Raw genomic sequence first — 16,513 nt, 5'->3', positions numbered from 1 at the left:
CAGATTCCCACCCGGCTTGGTCCGATCGGCTACCACATCGAAAGAAAATGTGATTCAGGTAACACGGCGTGTCGTGGAAGCGAAGTACCGGACAACACCGTCCCCGCAGCACGTGCCACCCGACCCACGGAGCGCCCATGATCACCAGCGAGCAGGCCCATCAGGTCGGTCGCCGCAGTACTGTCGCCGCCGGCGACGGCACGGCGCTGGCAGTGCGCGAGTTCGGCCATCCCGATGCGCCCCTGACCGTGGTGTTCGTGCACGGGCACTGTCTACGCATGCAGTCGTGGACCGATCTGCGCCGACAGGTGGAGCGCAGCTGGGAAGACGACGTCCGGATCGTGATGTACGACCACCGGGGTCACGGAGAGTCGACCGCGGCCGCACCGGACAGCTGCACCATGGACCGACTCGGAGAGGATCTGGCAGACGTCATCCGCGCGGTGATTCCGTCCGGCCCGTTCGTCGTCGTCGGGCATTCGATGGGCGGAATGACAGCGCTGTCCTATGCGCGTCAGAACCCCGAGGCGATCGGCTCGCGTCTGGTCGGGGTCGGTCTGATCGCGACGTCGGCCGGTGGGATCACCGACGACGGACTCGGCAGTTGCCTCGCCCATCCCGCAGTGTCGGCATTTCGAGCCGCTGTTCGACGCGCCCCTCGACTGATGTCGGGTGCCAAGAGGCTCAGTCGCGGGGTGTGTGCGCCGATAGTGCGGACGGCCGGATGCGGATCCCGCAAGGTGAGTCCCCGGGTGGTGACGCTGGCGACGGCGATGCTCGGTGAGACGTCCATCGTGACGATGGCGGGGTTTCTCGGGGCCTTCTGCGCACTCGACGAGGTGGCCGGCCTGGCCGCACTCGCCTCGATTCCCACGCTGGTGCTGTGCGGCTCGGACGACCTGATGACCCCGATGCGACACTCGGAAACCCTTGCCGCCCACCTGCCCGACGCCCGCCTCGTACGGGTCGCGCAGGCCGGGCACATGGTGATTCTCGAACGAGCACACGAGGTGGCCGAGGCCGTCGTCGAACTCGTGACGGCGGCTCGACGCGCGCATGTGGCAGACCTGGCGCTGGCCCGCTAGCACCGACAACGTCCCGACGACTGTGGCCCGCGACGAAAGTCCGTTGCGGGCCACAGCACTACCGAGAACTACTTCTTGGCAGCGGGGGGAGCGTTGAGGAGCTGGATGAACTGACCTGCGTTGCCCGCGATGGCACCGAGGCCACCGATGGCGGTACCGGCGAGGGACGCACCCGAGCCGAGAAGCAGTGCGCCGCCGACGCATCCGGCAACCGGTGCGGCACCGAAGAGCAGCAGTGCAGGAGCCGAGACGGTGCCCGCAGCGATGGCTCCGAGGAAGCAGCCGGTGACCAGACCGGTTGCAGCTCCGAGGAATCCGCCGACCGATGCGGAGAGGCTGATGTTGTCCTTGACGCCGGAGACTGCGGCGGGCAGGTCGACCTGCTGCAGGCCGGGGAGGCCTGCGGAGACCGAGGTTGCCGCGGCGGGCGAGACATCGGCGGTCAGGGTGGCGTGGTTTCCGTCGATGACGGCGGCGACGGGGTGCGAGAACCCGTCTGCGGCAATGGCCAGGGGCACGGAGTCCACCAGAACACCATTGGCGTCGCGGACGACGAGGTGGTTGTCCTCGTTGCTCAGGGTGCCGGCCGCCGTGTCGACGATTACCTGGCTACCGGCCTGGGTGACATTCCAACCGACCGGAGCGGCAACGGCCGGTGCCGGATCGGCGTAGGCGGTGCCCATGGCGGTCGTCATCGCTGCAATGACCAATGCGGACGTTGCCGCGAATCGAGTCAGCTTCATGTTCCTCAGTCTTTCGTCGTGTCCATCACTCGATGCGAGCAGCGAAAAACTATGGGTGGAACACGCGGGCCAGGCGAACCGAAGATGAACGAACGGGGTCGAACCGAACAACGATCCGACGCATCGACTCAAAAGGGACAGAACGACTTTCGAAGTACAATCCGTTGGTAAACGACTCGCGCGGGTTGTCTCTACTTACCGAAAAGACCCGGTTTGTTGCTGCCGCCGTGACTCACTCCGAAGTCGTAGGCGGACTCGGCGTGCTCGTGCTCGTCGAGTCCGTCGGCTTCGTGTTGCGCGTCGGCGCGCACTCCCATGACCGCCTTGATCGCGAACGCGATTGCGGTGGTGACGACGGCGCAGTACGCGAACACCGCCACCACCGCGATCGCCTGCACCCACAGCTGATGCAGCCCGCCGCCGTAGAACAGACCGTCCACGCCCGCCGGCATCTGCGCACTGGCCACGAGTCCGATCATCAGCGTTCCGACGATGCCGCCGACGAGGTGCACACCCACGACGTCGAGCGAATCGTCGTAGCCGAAGCGGTATTTGAGGCCGATGGCCAGAGCACACAGCGCACCCGACACGATCCCGATCGCCGCGGCACCGACAGGAGTGACTGCCGCGCACGAGGGTGTGATGGCGACCAGTCCGGCCACGACGCCCGAGGCAGCGCCGAAGGAGGTCGCATGCCCGTCCCGCAGTTTCTCGACCACGAGCCACGCCGCCATGGACATCGCTCCGGCACCCATGGTGTTCACCAGAGCCACTGCGGCGACACCGTCCGCGGCGAGCGACGATCCCGCGTTGAACCCGAACCAACCGAACCACAACAACCCGGCACCGAGCATGACGGCCGGAAGGTTGTGCGGGCGCATGGGATCTCGCGGCCAACCCCGACGTTTACCGACCACGAGGGCGAGCACGAGCCCGGCCACACCGGCGTTGATCTCCACCGCTGTGCCGCCGGCGAAGTCGATGGCACCGAGCCTGTTGGTGATCCACCCACCGAACTCACTCGTGAGCCCGTCGAGCGAGAACACCCAGTGCGCCACCGGGAAATAGACCAGGGTCGACCACAGTGCCGCGAACAGGACCCAGGGGACGAAGCGCATACGGTCTGCCACGGCCCCCGAGATCAACGCCACCGTCACCATCGCGAAGCCCGCCTGGAAAGCAGCGAACACCAGCGCGGGAACCGTTCCCACCAACGGGATCGACACTGCTCCCCCGGCCGAGGTGTACACCCCGCCCAGCAGACCCTCGAAACCGGCGTACTGCAGCGGGTTTCCGATCCACCCGCCGATCACGTTGTCGCCGAACACCATCGAGAATCCGAACGCCAGCCACAGCAACCACACGACCGCAATCGCCGACAGACTCATCATCATCATGTTCAGTACGCTCTTCGAGCGCACCATGCCGCCGTAGAAGAACGCCAGACCGGGCGTCATCAACAGCACCAGCGCAGTACTGGCCAGCAACCACGCAGTATCGCCCGCGTCGGGCGCCCCGAAGATCACCTGCCCACGAACTTCGGTGCGCGCTTCTCGGTACGTGCCCGTCGCGCTTCCCTCATGTCCTCGCTGCTCCACGCCGCCTCGAACGCCGCGGCCTGTTCCGGCGTCGGAACGTCGTGTGCTCCATCGTCGTTGAACACCAGCTTGAGATGCTCGAGCGCCAACGGAGCGAGCTCGGTGATGGACTGCGCCCACTCCGTGGCCACATCGACGTCGCCGAGTTTGTTCGCCAACCCGCACGTGTACGCCTGATCTGCGTGCACCCGCTCCCCGCCCAGCAGAATCGTGCGTGCCACTCCCCCGCCCGCGAGCGCCGCCAGCCGTCGGATGGTCCAGTTGCTCACCGCGATACCGAGCCGCGTCGACGGAATCTCGAAGAAGCTGCCCGGCGCGACGACCCGCAGATCGCAGGCGATGGCCAACTGGGTGCCTGCCCCCACGGCCGGGCCGTTGATGGCCGCGACCACCGGAATGGACGCAGACTCGACGGCGAACAGCATCTCCTCGAGGATCTGCCCGAAATGCTCGGGAAACGCATCACCGGTCAGATCCGCGCCCGCGCAGAAGCTGGTGCCCTGGCCGGTGATGACCACGACCCGCGCGCCGTCGTGCTCGGCTTGCTCGACTCCGCGATGCACCGCCAGGCACAGCTCGGAGTTCAACGCGTTCCGTCGATCCGGCCGCTGCAGTTCGATGGTGACGACGTCGCCGTCACGAGAAAGTCCGATCACGACAGCAGAGGTTACCCACCAGTACAGGAATCGACAGTGCGGGGCCTGATCTACTGGTCTGCATGATCGACACTCGGGTCGCCGTCATCGGTGCCGGCCAAGCCGGACTCTCGGCCGGCTATCACCTCCATCGCGCGGGACTGACCGCCGGTGAGGGGTTCGTGATGCTCGACCGTTCGCCCGGCCCGGGTGGCGCGTGGCAGTTCCGCTGGCCCTCGCTGACGTTGAGCACCGTCAACGGGGTGCACGACCTGCCCGGTATGGCCTTCGCCGACACCCTCGGCGACGAGCCTGCAGAGACGATCCGCGCCGCCGACGCCGTCCCCCGCTACTACCGCGCGTACGAGGAACGATTCGAACTGCATGTTCGACGCCCCGTCACGGTGACCGTCGTGTGCGACCGAGAACCCCGATTCCGGGTCGAAGCCGGCGACACCGTCGTCATGGCCGAGGGACTGATCAACGCGACCGGGACGTGGGAGAAGCCGTTCGTTCCGCACTACGACGGTGCCGAGACGTTCACGGGCAGGCAACTGCACACCAAGGATTACCGGACCGCCGACGAGTTCACGGGCAAGCACGTCGTCGTGGTGGGCGGCGGCATCTCGGCCGTCCAACTGCTCGACGAAATCTCCCAGGTCACCACGACGACCTGGGTGACACGTCGACCACCGGTGTTCCGCGACGTCGAATTCGATCACGATGCCGGACGCAAGGCCGTCGCCATGGTCGAGGAGCGGGTGCGGGCCGGCCTGCCACCCGGCTCGGTCGTCTCGGTGACCGGGCTCCTGCTGACGCCGTCGTTGGCCGCTGCTCGCAAACGCGGCGCGCTCGATCGAAAGCCCATGTTCTCGTCCATCACGGAAGACTCGGTGGTGTGGGAGGACGGGTCGAGTCAGCACGCCGATGTGATCCTGTGGGCCACCGGCTTTCGCAGCGCCCTCGACCACCTCGCTCCGCTGCGCCTGCGCGGGCACGGCGGCGGAATCGTCATGGACGGCAAGCTCACCACCCGGGTGGCCGCGAACCATCGCGTCCATCTGCTCGGCTACGGGCCGTCCGCAAGCACGATCGGGGCAAATCGCGCGGGACGAGCCGCGGTGACGGAGCTGCTCGACACCTTGGGCTGACTTTTCACGGTGAGCCGAGCTGCTCGGTCACGAACTTCGCCAGCGCGCCCAACCGCGCCCGGCTCGGCATCGACGTCGGAACACCCAAAGCATCCAACGGTGCCGACGTCACCGGCCCCACACAGATCGCGGCGACAGGGCCGCGAAGTGCGTCGAGGAAGGCGTCGAGCAGGCCGTTGTCCTTCGCTGTCGAGAGAAGCGAGGCCACCGCCGGGGCGCTGGTGAACGTGACCGCATCCACGCGTCGGTCGATGATCTGCCCCAACAGATCGAGGAGCGGAGCCTGATCGAGAGGGCGGATCCACCGGTACACCGGAACCGGCCGCACATGTGCCCCGAGTTCGCTCAGTGCGGCATCGAGATGGATCGTCGGTTCCCACTCGGTGATCACCCCGTGCAGCTGAACCGCGATGTCCACGCCGGCAACACCTTCCGCGGCGAGATGAGCGGACACTTCCTGCGAGGCCTCGGTGGCCGGGGACCACTCGTCCCGCAGCCCGGCACCGCGAATGGCACCGCGCGCCTTGGGGCCTCGGGCAATGATTCGCGAATGTGCAAGAGCAGCAACGAGATCATCGCGGATACCCCAATCCGCGGCCGCGTCGAGCCAGCCCCGGAAACCGATGCCGGTACTGATCACCACGATCTGCGGCGGTCGTTCGACGATGCCCACGGTGGCGGACTTCAGCTCCGAGTCGTCGATCAGGGGCAGAACGTGAATCGCCGCGGCGTGAACGATGTTCGCGCCGCGGCGTTCGAGCATGGTGGCCAATTCGTCTGCACGCCGCTCGGCGGTGAGGGCAACGGTCCTGCCGTCGAGCGAATCGGACATGGGTACAGACTAGGCCCCCTATGTGCACGCTGTGCCCGTGGTCGTTCCGCGGGCTCCACTCCGGACTTCGTAGCCCACTACGAAGTTCCGCTCACATCAGCTGCTGAACTTGTCCGGGTCGGGGCCGGTGCGGCCGTCTGCGGAGTCCAAGGCGTTGATCTGCTGAATCTCGTCGTTGCTGAGCTCGAAGCCGAACACGTCGAAGTTGCCGGCGATGCGCTTCGGAGTGACCGACTTGGGGATCACCACGTTGCCGAGCTGGATGTGCCAGCGCAGGATGACCTGGGCCGGGGTGACGCCGTGTGCCTCACCGATGGTCGCGAACACCGGCTCGTCGAGGATGGTGCCCGATCCCAGTGGGCTCCAGGCCTCGGTGGCGATGCCCTTCGAGGTGTGGAACGCACGCAGCTCTTCCTGGATCAGCCGCGGATGCAGCTCGATCTGGTTGACCGACGGGGTCTCACCAACGGCGTCGATCAGCTTCTCCAGGGTGGGGATGGTGAAGTTGGAGACGCCGATGGATCCGATGCGGCCGTCTGCCTTCAGCTTCTGGAATGCCTTGAAGGTGTCGATGTACTTGTCGCGGTCGAGCTGCTGCCAGTGAATGAGGTACAGGTCGAGGTACTCGAGTCCGAGGCGATCCATGCTGGCGTCGAACGCCTTCAACGTCGAGTCGTAGCCCTGATCGTCGTTCCACAGCTTGGTGGTGACGAACAGCTCGTCACGGGCGATGCCGGATTCTGCGATGGCCCGACCGGTGCCGGTTTCGTTCTCGTACACCTTGGCGGTGTCGATACTGCGGTAGCCGACCTTCAGTGCCTCGGTCACTGCGGCCTGGGCACCGTCGTCGGGCACCTGCCACACACCGAACCCCAGCTGGGGAATGGACGTGCCGTCGTTGAGCACGATGGTCGGGACAGTACTGGTCTCGGCTGAATACGTCATACGAATGGCAACGGGCGGCACGGTGAATCTGTTCCCATTGCGCCGGAGATACTTGTTCGGTGACCGCAACGCTTCGTATCGATGATCTCGCCGCTTTCCACGGCGATCGCACCCTGTTCTCCGGCCTCGATCTGACGGTGGCCGAGGGTGACGTGATCGGGCTCGTCGGGGCCAACGGTGCGGGCAAATCGACCCTGTTGACGCTGCTCGCGGGGGTGGGAACCGCCGATCACGAGGGTGAGATCCACACCAGCCCGCCCGACGCCACGGTCGGCTACCTGGCTCAGGAGCCCGAGCGCATCGCCGGGGAGACGGTGCTGGACTTCCTCGGTCGACGGACCGGGGTGACCGAGGCCGAATCGTCGATGAACGCGGCCGCCGAGGCGTTGGGGTCCAGTGATGAGGACCTCTACACCCCGGCGCTGGAGAAGTGGCTGGCGCTCGGCGGCGCAGATCTGGCGGAGCGAACAGCAAAGGTGCTGGCGGACCTCGGCCTCGAGGTCGACGGCAGCGCATTCATGACGGATCTGTCGGGTGGGCAGGCCGCCCGCGCCGGGCTCGCCGCGATTCTGCTCGCGCGCTACGACATCCTGCTGCTCGACGAGCCCACCAACGATCTCGATCTGGCGGGCCTCGAACAACTGGAGCAGTTCGTCGTCGCGACGCGGGCCGCCATCGTCGTCGTCAGTCACGATCGCGAATTTCTGGCACGCACAGTCACGGGCGTCGTCGAGCTCGATCGAGCGCAGCGTCGCGTCGATGTGTACGACGGCAGCTACCAGTCGTATCTGGCGGAGCGGGAAATCGCGCGCCAGCATGCCAGGGAGAAGTACGACGAGTTCGCAGACACCAAGTCCGCGTTGGAGTCACGGGCGCAGATGCAGCGGAACTGGATGGAGTCGGGGGTGCGCAATGCGCGACGCAAGGCCACCGACAACGACAAGATCGCCCGCAAGACCCGCGCCGAATCGACGGAGAAGCAGGCCGCGAAAGCTCGTCAGACACAACGTCGCATCGAGCGCCTCGAAGTGGTCGAGGAACCCCGCAAGGAATGGGAGCTGCGAATGGAGATCGCGGCGGCTCCCCGGAGCGGCACCGTTGTCTCGGTGTTGGGCGGTGCACTAGTGCGGCGATCCGGGTTCACATTCGGGCCGGTGACGACGCAGATCGACTGGGGCGATCGCATTCTGATCACCGGGCCCAACGGATCCGGCAAGACGACGTTGCTGTCGGTTCTGCTGGGCAGGCTCAGCCCGGACGAGGGCACGGCCTCTTTGGGATCCGGGGTCGCGGTCGGCGAAATCGACCAGGCGCGAGCATATTTCGTCGGCGAGGGCACGGTGTCCGACGCCTTGAGCGCTGCAGTTCCCGAGTGGCCGGACGCCGATGTCCGCACCCTGCTGGCCAAGTTCGGCCTGCGCGGCGACGATGCACTGCGGCCGGCGTCGTCGCTCTCGCCCGGTGAGCGAACCCGCGCAGCGCTCGCGTTGCTACAGGCCCGCGGAGTCAATCTGCTGGTCCTGGACGAGCCGACCAACCACCTCGACCTGCCTGCCATCGAACAACTGGAACGCGCGATGGAGAACTTCGAGGGCACGCTGCTATTGGTGACGCACGACCGCAGAATGCTCGACACCGTCCGCAGCACGAGGCACTGGACGATGGCCGACGGGCAGCTGTCGGAACTGTAGGTCGCAGTGAAATCGGGTGCAGCCGACCGCGGTGAGCGCGGTCAGCTGCACCCGATTCACCTCAGCTGAGCAGAATTTCGTTCACCTCGGCGGCGGGATGCATCGGTAGCCCGTGGTGCGTGGCGCTGCCGAGTATCACCGTCCTCGCACTCGGCAGAACGGCATGCACAGCCTCTTCGATCCGAGCGGCGTTGTGCACCTTCCCCTTCCCTGCCAGGACCACGGTGGTGCGCACATCGAATCCCTCGAACGCAGCGGGCTTCGGCCGCTGCGGAACGATGGTCTTCGCCGTCGGGAAATGTGCGGCCCCGAGCGCGAGGACGTCGAGCCAGTCGGAATCCAAAGCCTGGCCATCGGTCTCCCACGCTACGAAGCGTCGCTGTCGCTTTTCGTTGGGAGAAAGCAGAATCGGAATCGCGTGCAGCAGGTACCGCGGACTCATGGAGCCGAAGCAGGCATTGGGATCGAGCAGGGTCAGCGCGTCGACGCGGCTGTCGTTGCGCAGGGCGTACGCCAGCGCGATCATCGCGCCGTAGGAATGGCCGCAGAGCGCCGCGGTTGGCAAGTTCAGCTCATCAAGGACGGCCGACAGCCAACCCAGTAGCTCCTCGACAGAGTCGATGGCGCGTTCCCCGGGCACGCTGCGCCCGACGTCGCCCATGAGGTCCACCGCGTACACCCGATAGTGCCGAGAGAACGCCGCGACGTTGGCGAACCACACGGTCGACGTCGCACCGGCCCCCGGGAGCAGCACCAGGGGCGGGCCGTCGACGGGTCCGCAGGCGTTGATCCGTGTGGTGCCGTGCACCGTATTCGCGTCGATGGCCTGGGTATCAGCCGGCCACTTCTGCAGCACTCGGTCGTAGGCGGTGAAGAATCCGTCCAGCGTCATTGCGACCCTCTATTCTCTCGATGATCGAGATAGTAGACAATAGAGAGACTACTCGTACAGCAACTCCCGAGGGATCGACACATGACCGAACCTGTCGCCGCCGTACATCGGTTGCGAGCGCTCACCGTCGAACTCGATCTCCTCGGCGCAGACTTCGCCCAGAAGCACTCACTTCACCCGACAGACATCCGCGCGCTGATCTGCCTCCTCGATGCCGACCGGGCCGGAACGCGTGCCACACCCGGCTGGCTCGGCGGACAGCTGGGCCTCGAATCGGCATCCGTCACCGCCCTGGTCGATCGAATGAGCAAGCGCGACTTGGTATCACGCGAAGCAGACCCAGCCGATCGCCGCCGAGTACTGCTGCGCGTGACCGCTCACGCGTCGGAACTCGGCACCAGGTTCTTCGGCCCCGTCATCGGCCGAGCAGTCGACGAGCTGGCACGTTTCACACCCGAACAGCGGGCAACGATCGACGACTTTCTGACGACCATGCACGCGGTGGTCGTGGCCGCTCGCGAACACCAGAGCCAGTAGACACATCGATAAAACTGTTATTACTGGTTGACATATCGTTGGGTTTATACAACACTTCATTGTCATGAGCCCCGTCAAGCGCGGTACCGCGCTCCCGATCTTCAACAGGGTGGGTGTTCTGCGGGCAGAACGAAAGATGAGCCGCGCGCAACTGGCCGAACTCGTCGAAGTGAACCCCCAGACAGTGGGCGCCCTCGAACGAGGCGACCACTACCCGAGCCTCGACCTTGCGATGCGCATCTGCGACGTCTTCGATCTGCCGATCGAAGCGGTGTTCTCGCGCACCGAACTCGGACCGCTCTCCGCCGAACTCTTCCGAAGGGAGAAGGATCGATGACCACACCCGGCTCCGACATCCTCACCCGCTATCAGGCCTATCGCACCCGGCGATTCCTGGAGAACGACGCCAAGACTCGCCATTGGCTTCCGAAGTGGCGCACACAGCGTCGACGCCAGATCCTCGTGGTAGCTGTGGCCGTACTCCTCTTGGCCTTCTTCGTCGTCAGCATCGGCAGCCTGTTCTCCGAGTGGTTCGCACTCGGATGGATACCGGCGGCACTGCTGTTCATTCCGATCTGGACGGCATTACAGATTGTCTCCGGCCGGCACGGCGATGCACCCGTCGGAGCACTGGACGAATGGGAAGTGCAGCAGCGCAACGAAGCTCGATCCATCGGCCTCACCGTCACGCAGACGCTGGTGATGGCAGCCGCATTCGCGTCCATCTTCCTCTCGGTGTCGTTCGAGGACATGTCCCGGCTCGCCTACGCAGGTGGCGGCTGGACTCTGGCCGCACTGATGACCGGAATCTGCTCTCCAGCAATGATTCTCGCGTGGATCACCCCCGACCCCGAACTCGACGACATCCCGAATTTCGACCAGCAGTAACGACCGAAAGGGCACCATGAGCACCCTCACGATCGACTCCGTCTCCAAGAGATACGGCGACAAGATCGCCCTCGACAACCTCAGCTTCGACGTCCGGCCGGGCGAACTGTTCGGCTTCGTCGGCAGCAACGGCGCAGGCAAGACCACCACGATGCGCATCGCATTGGGCGTGTTGTCGGCAGATTCCGGCCAGGTTCTGTTGGGCGGCAAGCCCGTCGACCTCGACGTCCGCCGCACCATCGGCTACATGCCCGAGGAGCGCGGCCTCTATCCCAAGATGAAGGTGGGCCCGCAGTTGGCCTACATGGCCGAGCTGCACGGCCTGTCGTCCAAGGACGCCAAGGCCGCGGTGATCCGCTGGACCGAACGACTCGGCATCGACCAGCGCGTCAACGACACCGTCGACGCATTGAGCCTGGGTAACCAGCAGCGCGTGCAGTTGGCGGCCGCGCTGGTGCACGACCCCGCGGTGCTCGTGCTGGACGAGCCGTTCTCCGGCCTCGACCCGATCGCTGTCGACGTCATGAGTGAGGTACTGCGCGAAAAAGCAGCTGCTGGAGTGCCGGTGGTGTTCTCGAGCCACCAGCTCGATCTGGTGCAACGCCTGTGCGATCGCGTCGGCATCATCGCCGCGGGCTCGATGAAGGCCGTCGGCACCGTCGACGAGCTACGCGGGTCGGGAGATTCGCAGCTACGCGTCCACGCACCGAACGCCGCACCCGGATGGGCGTCGGGCATCACCGGAGTGAGCACCCTCGGCCACAGCGACGGCGTCACCGTCCTGGGCTTGGCACCCGGGGCCGACGACCAGCAGATCCTGCGGGCGGCACTGGCGACCGGTCCGGTACACGACTTCTCCATCCAGAAACCTTCCCTGAGCGACCTGTTCCGAGAGGCGGTAGTGGCATGAGCTCCCAACTGAACTCCTTCAGCGCTGTGTCCTTGATAGCCAAGCGCGAGTTCACCGTTCAGGTGATGAAGAAGAGCTTCGTCATCAGCAACGCGATCATCCTGGCCGTCATCGTCGGCGGTATCGTCGCGTTCTCGATCTTCTCCGGCAGTGGTGACGAGGAGCGCGACGTCGTCGGCATCGCCGGAGACCAGTCCATCGCGGCCGTAGTCGAAGCAACCGGCGACGCCGTCGGGTCACCGGTCGAGGTCCGTGAGATCGCCGACGCGGCGGCCGCACGCAGCGGCGTCGAATCCGGGGATCTCGACGTGGCGTTGGTTCCGGACGGAACCGACGGTGCGTACACCGCCGTCACCGAGTCCGACCTGACCGGAACGTTGCGCGCCGTCGTCGAAGGCAGTGTTGCAACGCAAGCCACCAATACTGCACTGGCGCAACAGGGTGTCGATCAGAACGAGCTCGGAGCAGCGACAAGCGCCGCAACGGTCACCGTCGACGCCATCGATCCCCCGGATCCCGAGGCAGGTCAGCGGACCGCACTTGCCCTGTCGGCAGTGTTTCTGCTCTATGCCCAGATCATCGGCTTCGGCATGTACGTCGCGATGGGCGTCGTCGAGGAGAAGTCTTCTCGGGTGGTGGAACTGCTGCTCTCCACCGTCCGCCCCCTGCAGTTGCTGTGGGGAAAGATCCTCGGTATCGGCGCGGTCGGCATCGTGCAGCTTGCTCTCTACGGAATAGCGGGTGTCGGTGCAGGATTGGGTACGGGCGTCCTCACGGTCACGGGTGCTGCGGTGAGCGTCTTCGCCGCAACCCTCGCGTGGTTCGTTCTCGGGTTCGCATTCTTCGCGGTGCTCTACGCTGCGGGCGGGTCGATGGTCTCGCGGCAGGAGGACGTCAACTCGACGACCATGCCGCTGTTGATCCTGATCATGGCGATGTTCTTCGCGGCCTTCTACTCCGTCAGCGATCCGGAGAGCACCCTGGCCAACACGCTGAGCTGGATCCCGCCGTTCTCCGCGATCATGATGCCTCTGCGAATTGCAGCGGGCGTGACCTCGCCGGTGCAGATCGTCGGCTCGGCGGTTCTGATGGTGGTCACCACCGCGATCCTGGCCATGGGTGCGGCGAAGATCTACCAGCGTTCCATTCTTCGGATCGGCAAGACCGTCTCGTGGAAGGAAGCGTTTGCTCGCTAGGGTTCGCTGCGTAGGCTCCCCGATATGAGCCAACGGACATCCGCCGCCGAGATTCTCGACTCCGTTCTCGACGGCGGATCGTTCGCGTCCTGGGACTCCGCGCCGGTGGACGTCCATCCTGGGGAGTCCTATCTTCGGGACCTGGCGAGAGCTCGGGAGAAGAGCGGCGTCGACGAATCGGTTGTTACCGGCGAGGGCACCATCGACGGCCGCCGCGTGGTGATCATTGCGTGCGAGTTCGCTTTTCTCGCCGGATCGATCGGCGTTGCCGCGGCCGAGCGCATCACCTCCGCTATCGAACGCGCAACGGCCGAGAGGCTGCCCCTGATCGCCTCCCCCACCTCGGGCGGCACCCGAATGCAGGAAGGCACACTCGCCTTCGTGCAGATGGTCAAGATCGCCTCGGCCGTCACCGCGCACAAGGCAGCGCACCTGCCATACCTGGTCTACCTCCGCAATCCGACGACCGGAGGCGTGTTCGCATCCTGGGGGTCGCTTGCTCACGTCACCGTGGCCGAGCCCGGCGCACTGATCGGGTTCCTCGGGCCCCGCGTCTATCAGGCGTTGTACGACAAGCCATTTCCCGACGGCGTCCAGACCGCCGAGAACCTCTACCAGCACGGCGTCATCGACGGTGTGGTGCCGGTGGTTGACCTGCGCCACTTGTTGATCCGCGCGCTTCGAGTGATCGTCGACGCCGCCGTGTGGCCCGAGGATGCCGGAGAGGAATCGGTGGACATCCCCGAGACTTCGGCGTGGCATTCGGTGCAGTCGTCCCGCCGCACCGACCGGCCGGGTATTCGGCAACTCATCGAACACACTGCCAGCGAACACGTTCCACTCAGCGGCACCGGACAGGGCGAGGCCGACACCTCGATTCTGTTGTCACTGTGCCGAATACGAGGAACCTCCTGCGTCCTGTTCGGCAACGACCGGAGCAGCAGCACCGCCACCGCCACGATGGGTCCTGCGGCACTACGTGAGGCACGACGCGGCATGCGCCTGGCCGAGGAACTACGCATCCCGCTGGTGCTGGTGATCGACACGTTCGGCGCTGCCCTCTCCAAGGAAGCCGAGGAAGGCGGCCTGGCACCCGAGATAGCCCGCTCGATCTCCGACCTGGTGACCGTCGATACCCCGACGGTGTCGGTGCTGCTCGGCCAGGGCACCGGCGGCGGAGCGCTCGCACTTCTGCCTGCCGATCGCGTGCTGTGTGCCCAGAATGCCTGGCTCGCACCGCTTCCGCCCGAGGGCGCCAGCGCCATCGTGCACCGGGACACCGCTCACGCCCCGGACATGGCCGAGGCGCAGGGCATCCGCTCGGTCGATCTGCTGCGCGACGGCATCGTCGACGCCATCGTCCCCGAACTCCCCGACGCCGCCGACGAACCGGCCGCCTTTTCCGCCCGAGTCGCCGATGCCATCGTTCGAGAACTGCGCACGTTGTCCACCGTCGATTCCACCACCCGCACTCGGACCAGACTCGCCCGCTACCGCACGCTGGGCTGACGCGGCTTCGCCACTTGTGAGCAGAAGTTCGTAGCAGGCTACGAAGTTTCGTGCACCTGCGAGGTCACGAGCGCCAATACGTCACCCGCACGCAGGTCGGCGGGAAGCTCCGCCGGACCGACACAGCGTCGACCCGGACCGTGCACATCGACCTTGACCACCGGACCCACCGAATGCCGGTTGACCACCACGGCCTGGCGCAGATCCGCGAACTCGGCGTCGACGCCCACCTCGCCGGCAATCACCGAACGCACCCGAGTCACCAGAATCGAACCCCACTGCACCGGAGTGCCCTGCGCGTCCGCAAGATCCTCCAGCGCAACGCCGTCGACGGTGATGCGGCCGCAGACGCAATGCGTATCTGCAGGCCAGAGCGTTGGATCGCACCGCGAAACATATGCGGCACCGAGGGACGGAAGCATGTCGAGAAGTGTCATGAGAGGAAGTCTCACGCCGCGCGGTGGCGTCGAACAGAGGTGTTGACGCAATCTTGACGGCACCCACGGGAAATTTGACGCGCTTTCGTCCCGCGATGCCGCTGACTGTACTCACTGGTACATTCGATCGGGTGATTGCAGACGACGTCTATCGCCGCGGCCGCGCAGGCCTACCCTCGTGGATCTCCGACTACGACGGTCGACGCACCGAACTGCCGATCGCACGCTGGATGGGTGGAGCCCATTCGACGGTCGACGACATCCGGGCCGACGAGGCCTCCATTGCGTTCTGCACCGGCCCCACCCTCGATCTCGGCTGTGGGCCAGGGCGGTTGACCGAGGCACTGACCCGTGCCGGCGTTCCCGCACTGGGGGTAGACACGTCCTCGGTCGCCGTGGAGATGACGAATCACCGCGGTGGGTTCGCCGTGGAACAGGACATCTTCTCAGCACTCCCCAGGGCCGGGCAGTGGTCCCACGTACTGCTCGCGGACGGCAACATCGGTATCGGAGGCGATCCTGCCGCGCTGTTGACGACCGTACGAAGACTGCTGCACGAGAGCGGAACAGCCATCGTCGAAGTCGAGCCGACCCCCGATCTGGACGATCGGAACCGAATGGTTCGATGGGAGACCGGCGACTCGGTGGGCGAGTGGTTCACGTGGGCCAGTGTCGGCGCGGGTGCGCTGTACTCGCTGGCGGTGGCTGCAGGGCTTCGGGTCCGCCGAACCATCGAATCGAACGGCCGAGTGTTCATCGAACTCGCTGTTCACAGCATCGACCGAGGAGCCGAGGGCCCGTGAGCAAGGAGCTGCCGAGAACGGCCAAAGGCAGACGAACCAGAGCTGCGATCGTCGACGCCGCAGCATCGATGATGTACGACCACGGCGTCGCGGGAACCACTCTCGACGACGTTCTCGCCGCATCGGAGACCGGGAAGTCGCAGCTCTACCACTACTTTTCCGACAAGTCGGACCTGGTCGAGGCCGTCATCACACGTCAACTCGAGCGCGTGCTCGCCGCTCAGCCACGCCTGGCCCACATCGACAGCCTCGACGACATCGACGCCTGGGCCGCCGAGATCGTGCGAAATCACGAACAACCAGGTGGTCCGTTCTCGTGCCCCCTCGGTTCACTCGCTGCAGAACTGAAGAACGACGCGGCGTTCGTTCCCGCCCTGCACGCCGCGTTCCGGCGCTGGGAGCAACCTCTCGAGCAGGGACTTCGTCGCATGATCGACCGGGGCGAACTCGACGTCGCGACCGATCCGGCCGCCGCTGCCGCCACCTTGATCGCCTCACTGCAGGGGGGCATGCTGATCGCCCGCATCGCGGGCGATGTGCAACCACTGCGCGACACGCTGAACGCAGCGGTCGCCGCATTGCGTCGACGCGCGACCTGAGAAGCGACGCCTGGACGCACCCTGGCGAAAGGACTCCCGGTGCGCTAACCTCGACTCATTGA

18 protein-coding genes are annotated in these 16,513 nt (G+C 65.7%); 11 read left to right on the top strand and 7 right to left on the bottom strand.

The window, feature by feature from the left end; genetic code table 11:
* Positions 1-137 precede the first annotated feature (137 nt).
* A complete protein-coding gene (locus CH276_RS07325; protein WP_094631179.1) occupies positions 138-1,085 on the top strand; it encodes an alpha/beta fold hydrolase in 948 nt (315 codons plus the stop codon).
* A gap of 68 nt (positions 1,086-1,153) precedes the next feature.
* On the opposite strand, the gene CH276_RS07320 is transcribed toward CH276_RS07325, so the two are convergent.
* The 3 genes from CH276_RS07320 to CH276_RS07310 all read right to left on the bottom strand — a co-directional run bounded on the left by CH276_RS07320 (position 1,154) and on the right by CH276_RS07310 (position 4,082).
* Positions 1,154-1,828 (bottom strand): hypothetical protein, encoded by a 675-nt coding sequence (locus tag CH276_RS07320; RefSeq protein ID WP_094631178.1) that lies wholly within the window; start codon positions 1,826-1,828, stop codon positions 1,154-1,156.
* 191 nt (positions 1,829-2,019) lie between these two features.
* Entirely contained in the window at positions 2,020-3,354 is a 1,335-nt protein-coding gene (locus CH276_RS07315) for an ammonium transporter (protein WP_094631177.1), read from the bottom strand.
* The gene (locus CH276_RS07310; protein WP_094631176.1) at positions 3,351-4,082 is read right to left on the bottom strand and encodes an enoyl-CoA hydratase; all 732 of its coding nucleotides are present in this window, start codon (positions 4,080-4,082) and stop codon (positions 3,351-3,353) included. Before CH276_RS07310 ends, CH276_RS07315 begins: the two co-directional genes overlap by 4 nt.
* A 62-nt stretch (positions 4,083-4,144) precedes the next feature.
* Between CH276_RS07310 and CH276_RS07305 the strand changes: the two genes are divergently transcribed.
* Positions 4,145-5,212: an NAD(P)-binding domain-containing protein gene (locus CH276_RS07305; RefSeq protein WP_094631175.1), complete on the top strand. Its 1,068-nt coding sequence runs from the start codon at positions 4,145-4,147 to the stop codon at positions 5,210-5,212.
* Positions 5,213-5,216: 4 nt separating this feature from the next.
* Here the strand turns inward: CH276_RS07305 and CH276_RS07300 are convergent, their stop codons facing one another.
* Complete coding sequence (locus CH276_RS07300; RefSeq protein WP_094631174.1) at positions 5,217-6,044, bottom strand: uroporphyrinogen-III synthase; 828 nt, start codon at positions 6,042-6,044, stop codon at positions 5,217-5,219.
* 96 nt (positions 6,045-6,140) lie between these two features.
* A complete protein-coding gene (locus CH276_RS07295) occupies positions 6,141-6,989 on the bottom strand; it encodes an aldo/keto reductase (RefSeq protein ID WP_094631279.1) in 849 nt (282 codons plus the stop codon).
* A gap of 59 nt (positions 6,990-7,048) precedes the next feature.
* On the opposite strand from CH276_RS07295, the gene CH276_RS07290 reads away from it, so the two are divergent.
* A complete protein-coding gene (locus CH276_RS07290; protein ID WP_094631173.1) occupies positions 7,049-8,680 on the top strand; it encodes an ABC-F family ATP-binding cassette domain-containing protein in 1,632 nt (543 codons plus the stop codon).
* A 61-nt stretch (positions 8,681-8,741) separates the two neighbouring features.
* Here the strand turns inward: CH276_RS07290 and CH276_RS07285 are convergent, their stop codons facing one another.
* The gene (locus tag CH276_RS07285) at positions 8,742-9,572 is read right to left on the bottom strand and encodes an alpha/beta fold hydrolase (protein WP_094631172.1); all 831 of its coding nucleotides are present in this window, start codon (positions 9,570-9,572) and stop codon (positions 8,742-8,744) included.
* A gap of 81 nt (positions 9,573-9,653) precedes the next feature.
* Between CH276_RS07285 and CH276_RS07280 the strand changes: the two genes are divergently transcribed.
* From CH276_RS07280 to CH276_RS07255, 6 genes are all read left to right on the top strand, one after another.
* Positions 9,654-10,109 carry a MarR family winged helix-turn-helix transcriptional regulator gene (locus CH276_RS07280; RefSeq protein WP_094631171.1) on the top strand — a complete coding sequence of 152 codons (456 nt, stop codon included), beginning with the start codon at positions 9,654-9,656 and terminating at the stop codon, positions 10,107-10,109.
* A 64-nt stretch (positions 10,110-10,173) separates the two neighbouring features.
* Positions 10,174-10,446, top strand: coding sequence for a helix-turn-helix transcriptional regulator (locus tag CH276_RS07275; RefSeq protein WP_032372936.1), 273 nt, complete (start codon positions 10,174-10,176; stop codon positions 10,444-10,446).
* A complete protein-coding gene (locus tag CH276_RS07270; RefSeq protein WP_094631170.1) occupies positions 10,443-10,997 on the top strand; it encodes a hypothetical protein in 555 nt (184 codons plus the stop codon). The genes CH276_RS07275 and CH276_RS07270 overlap by 4 nt, the downstream gene beginning before the upstream one ends.
* Positions 10,998-11,013: 16 nt before the next feature.
* Positions 11,014-11,907: an ABC transporter ATP-binding protein gene (locus CH276_RS07265; protein ID WP_094631169.1), complete on the top strand. Its 894-nt coding sequence runs from the start codon at positions 11,014-11,016 to the stop codon at positions 11,905-11,907.
* On the top strand, positions 11,904-13,103 hold the full coding sequence (locus CH276_RS07260) for an ABC transporter permease (RefSeq protein WP_094631168.1): 1,200 nt from the start codon (positions 11,904-11,906) through the stop codon (positions 13,101-13,103). Before CH276_RS07265 ends, CH276_RS07260 begins: the two co-directional genes overlap by 4 nt.
* Positions 13,104-13,127: 24 nt before the next feature.
* Positions 13,128-14,612, top strand: a complete 1,485-nt coding sequence (locus CH276_RS07255) for a carboxyl transferase domain-containing protein (RefSeq protein WP_094631167.1) — start codon at positions 13,128-13,130, stop codon at positions 14,610-14,612.
* Between the two features lie 38 nt (positions 14,613-14,650).
* Here the strand turns inward: CH276_RS07255 and CH276_RS07250 are convergent, their stop codons facing one another.
* Positions 14,651-15,049 carry a hypothetical protein gene (locus CH276_RS07250; protein WP_094631166.1) on the bottom strand — a complete coding sequence of 133 codons (399 nt, stop codon included), beginning with the start codon at positions 15,047-15,049 and terminating at the stop codon, positions 14,651-14,653.
* Positions 15,050-15,180: 131 nt separating this feature from the next.
* Here CH276_RS07250 and CH276_RS07245 point away from each other — a divergent pair, with 131 nt between their 5' ends.
* Both CH276_RS07245 and CH276_RS07240 read left to right on the top strand, forming a co-directional pair.
* The gene (locus CH276_RS07245; protein WP_254924294.1) at positions 15,181-15,852 is read left to right on the top strand and encodes a methyltransferase domain-containing protein; all 672 of its coding nucleotides are present in this window, start codon (positions 15,181-15,183) and stop codon (positions 15,850-15,852) included.
* Complete coding sequence (locus CH276_RS07240; protein WP_176459145.1) at positions 15,849-16,451, top strand: TetR/AcrR family transcriptional regulator; 603 nt, start codon at positions 15,849-15,851, stop codon at positions 16,449-16,451. The genes CH276_RS07245 and CH276_RS07240 overlap by 4 nt, the downstream gene beginning before the upstream one ends.
* Positions 16,452-16,513 lie beyond the last annotated feature (62 nt).

Source organism: Rhodococcus sp. 06-470-2, from assembly GCF_002258235.1.
Classification (GTDB): Bacteria; Actinomycetota; Actinomycetes; order Mycobacteriales; family Mycobacteriaceae; genus Rhodococcoides.
The sequence above is the reverse complement of the archived record's forward strand: the minus strand, read 5'-3'. Positions and strand labels throughout refer to the sequence as shown.

What these genes read in the sequence shown, in the direction of transcription:
- CH276_RS07325 (WP_094631179.1), top strand. Translation starts at nt 138, where the DNA reads ATGATCACCAGCGAGCAGGCCCATCAGGTCGGTCGCCGCAGTACTGTC.
- CH276_RS07320 (WP_094631178.1), bottom strand. Translation starts at nt 1,828, where the DNA reads ATGAAGCTGACTCGATTCGCGGCAACGTCCGCATTGGTCATTGCAGCG.
- CH276_RS07305 (WP_094631175.1), top strand. Translation starts at nt 4,145, where the DNA reads ATGATCGACACTCGGGTCGCCGTCATCGGTGCCGGCCAAGCCGGACTC.
- CH276_RS07300 (WP_094631174.1), bottom strand. Translation starts at nt 6,044, where the DNA reads ATGTCCGATTCGCTCGACGGCAGGACCGTTGCCCTCACCGCCGAGCGG.
- CH276_RS07295 (WP_094631279.1), bottom strand. Translation starts at nt 6,989, where the DNA reads ATGACGTATTCAGCCGAGACCAGTACTGTCCCGACCATCGTGCTCAAC.
- CH276_RS07285 (WP_094631172.1), bottom strand. Translation starts at nt 9,572, where the DNA reads ATGACGCTGGACGGATTCTTCACCGCCTACGACCGAGTGCTGCAGAAG.
- CH276_RS07280 (WP_094631171.1), top strand. Translation starts at nt 9,654, where the DNA reads ATGACCGAACCTGTCGCCGCCGTACATCGGTTGCGAGCGCTCACCGTC.
- CH276_RS07275 (WP_032372936.1), top strand. Translation starts at nt 10,174, where the DNA reads ATGAGCCCCGTCAAGCGCGGTACCGCGCTCCCGATCTTCAACAGGGTG.
- CH276_RS07270 (WP_094631170.1), top strand. Translation starts at nt 10,443, where the DNA reads ATGACCACACCCGGCTCCGACATCCTCACCCGCTATCAGGCCTATCGC.
- CH276_RS07265 (WP_094631169.1), top strand. Translation starts at nt 11,014, where the DNA reads ATGAGCACCCTCACGATCGACTCCGTCTCCAAGAGATACGGCGACAAG.
- CH276_RS07260 (WP_094631168.1), top strand. Translation starts at nt 11,904, where the DNA reads ATGAGCTCCCAACTGAACTCCTTCAGCGCTGTGTCCTTGATAGCCAAG.
- CH276_RS07255 (WP_094631167.1), top strand. Translation starts at nt 13,128, where the DNA reads ATGAGCCAACGGACATCCGCCGCCGAGATTCTCGACTCCGTTCTCGAC.
- CH276_RS07250 (WP_094631166.1), bottom strand. Translation starts at nt 15,049, where the DNA reads ATGACACTTCTCGACATGCTTCCGTCCCTCGGTGCCGCATATGTTTCG.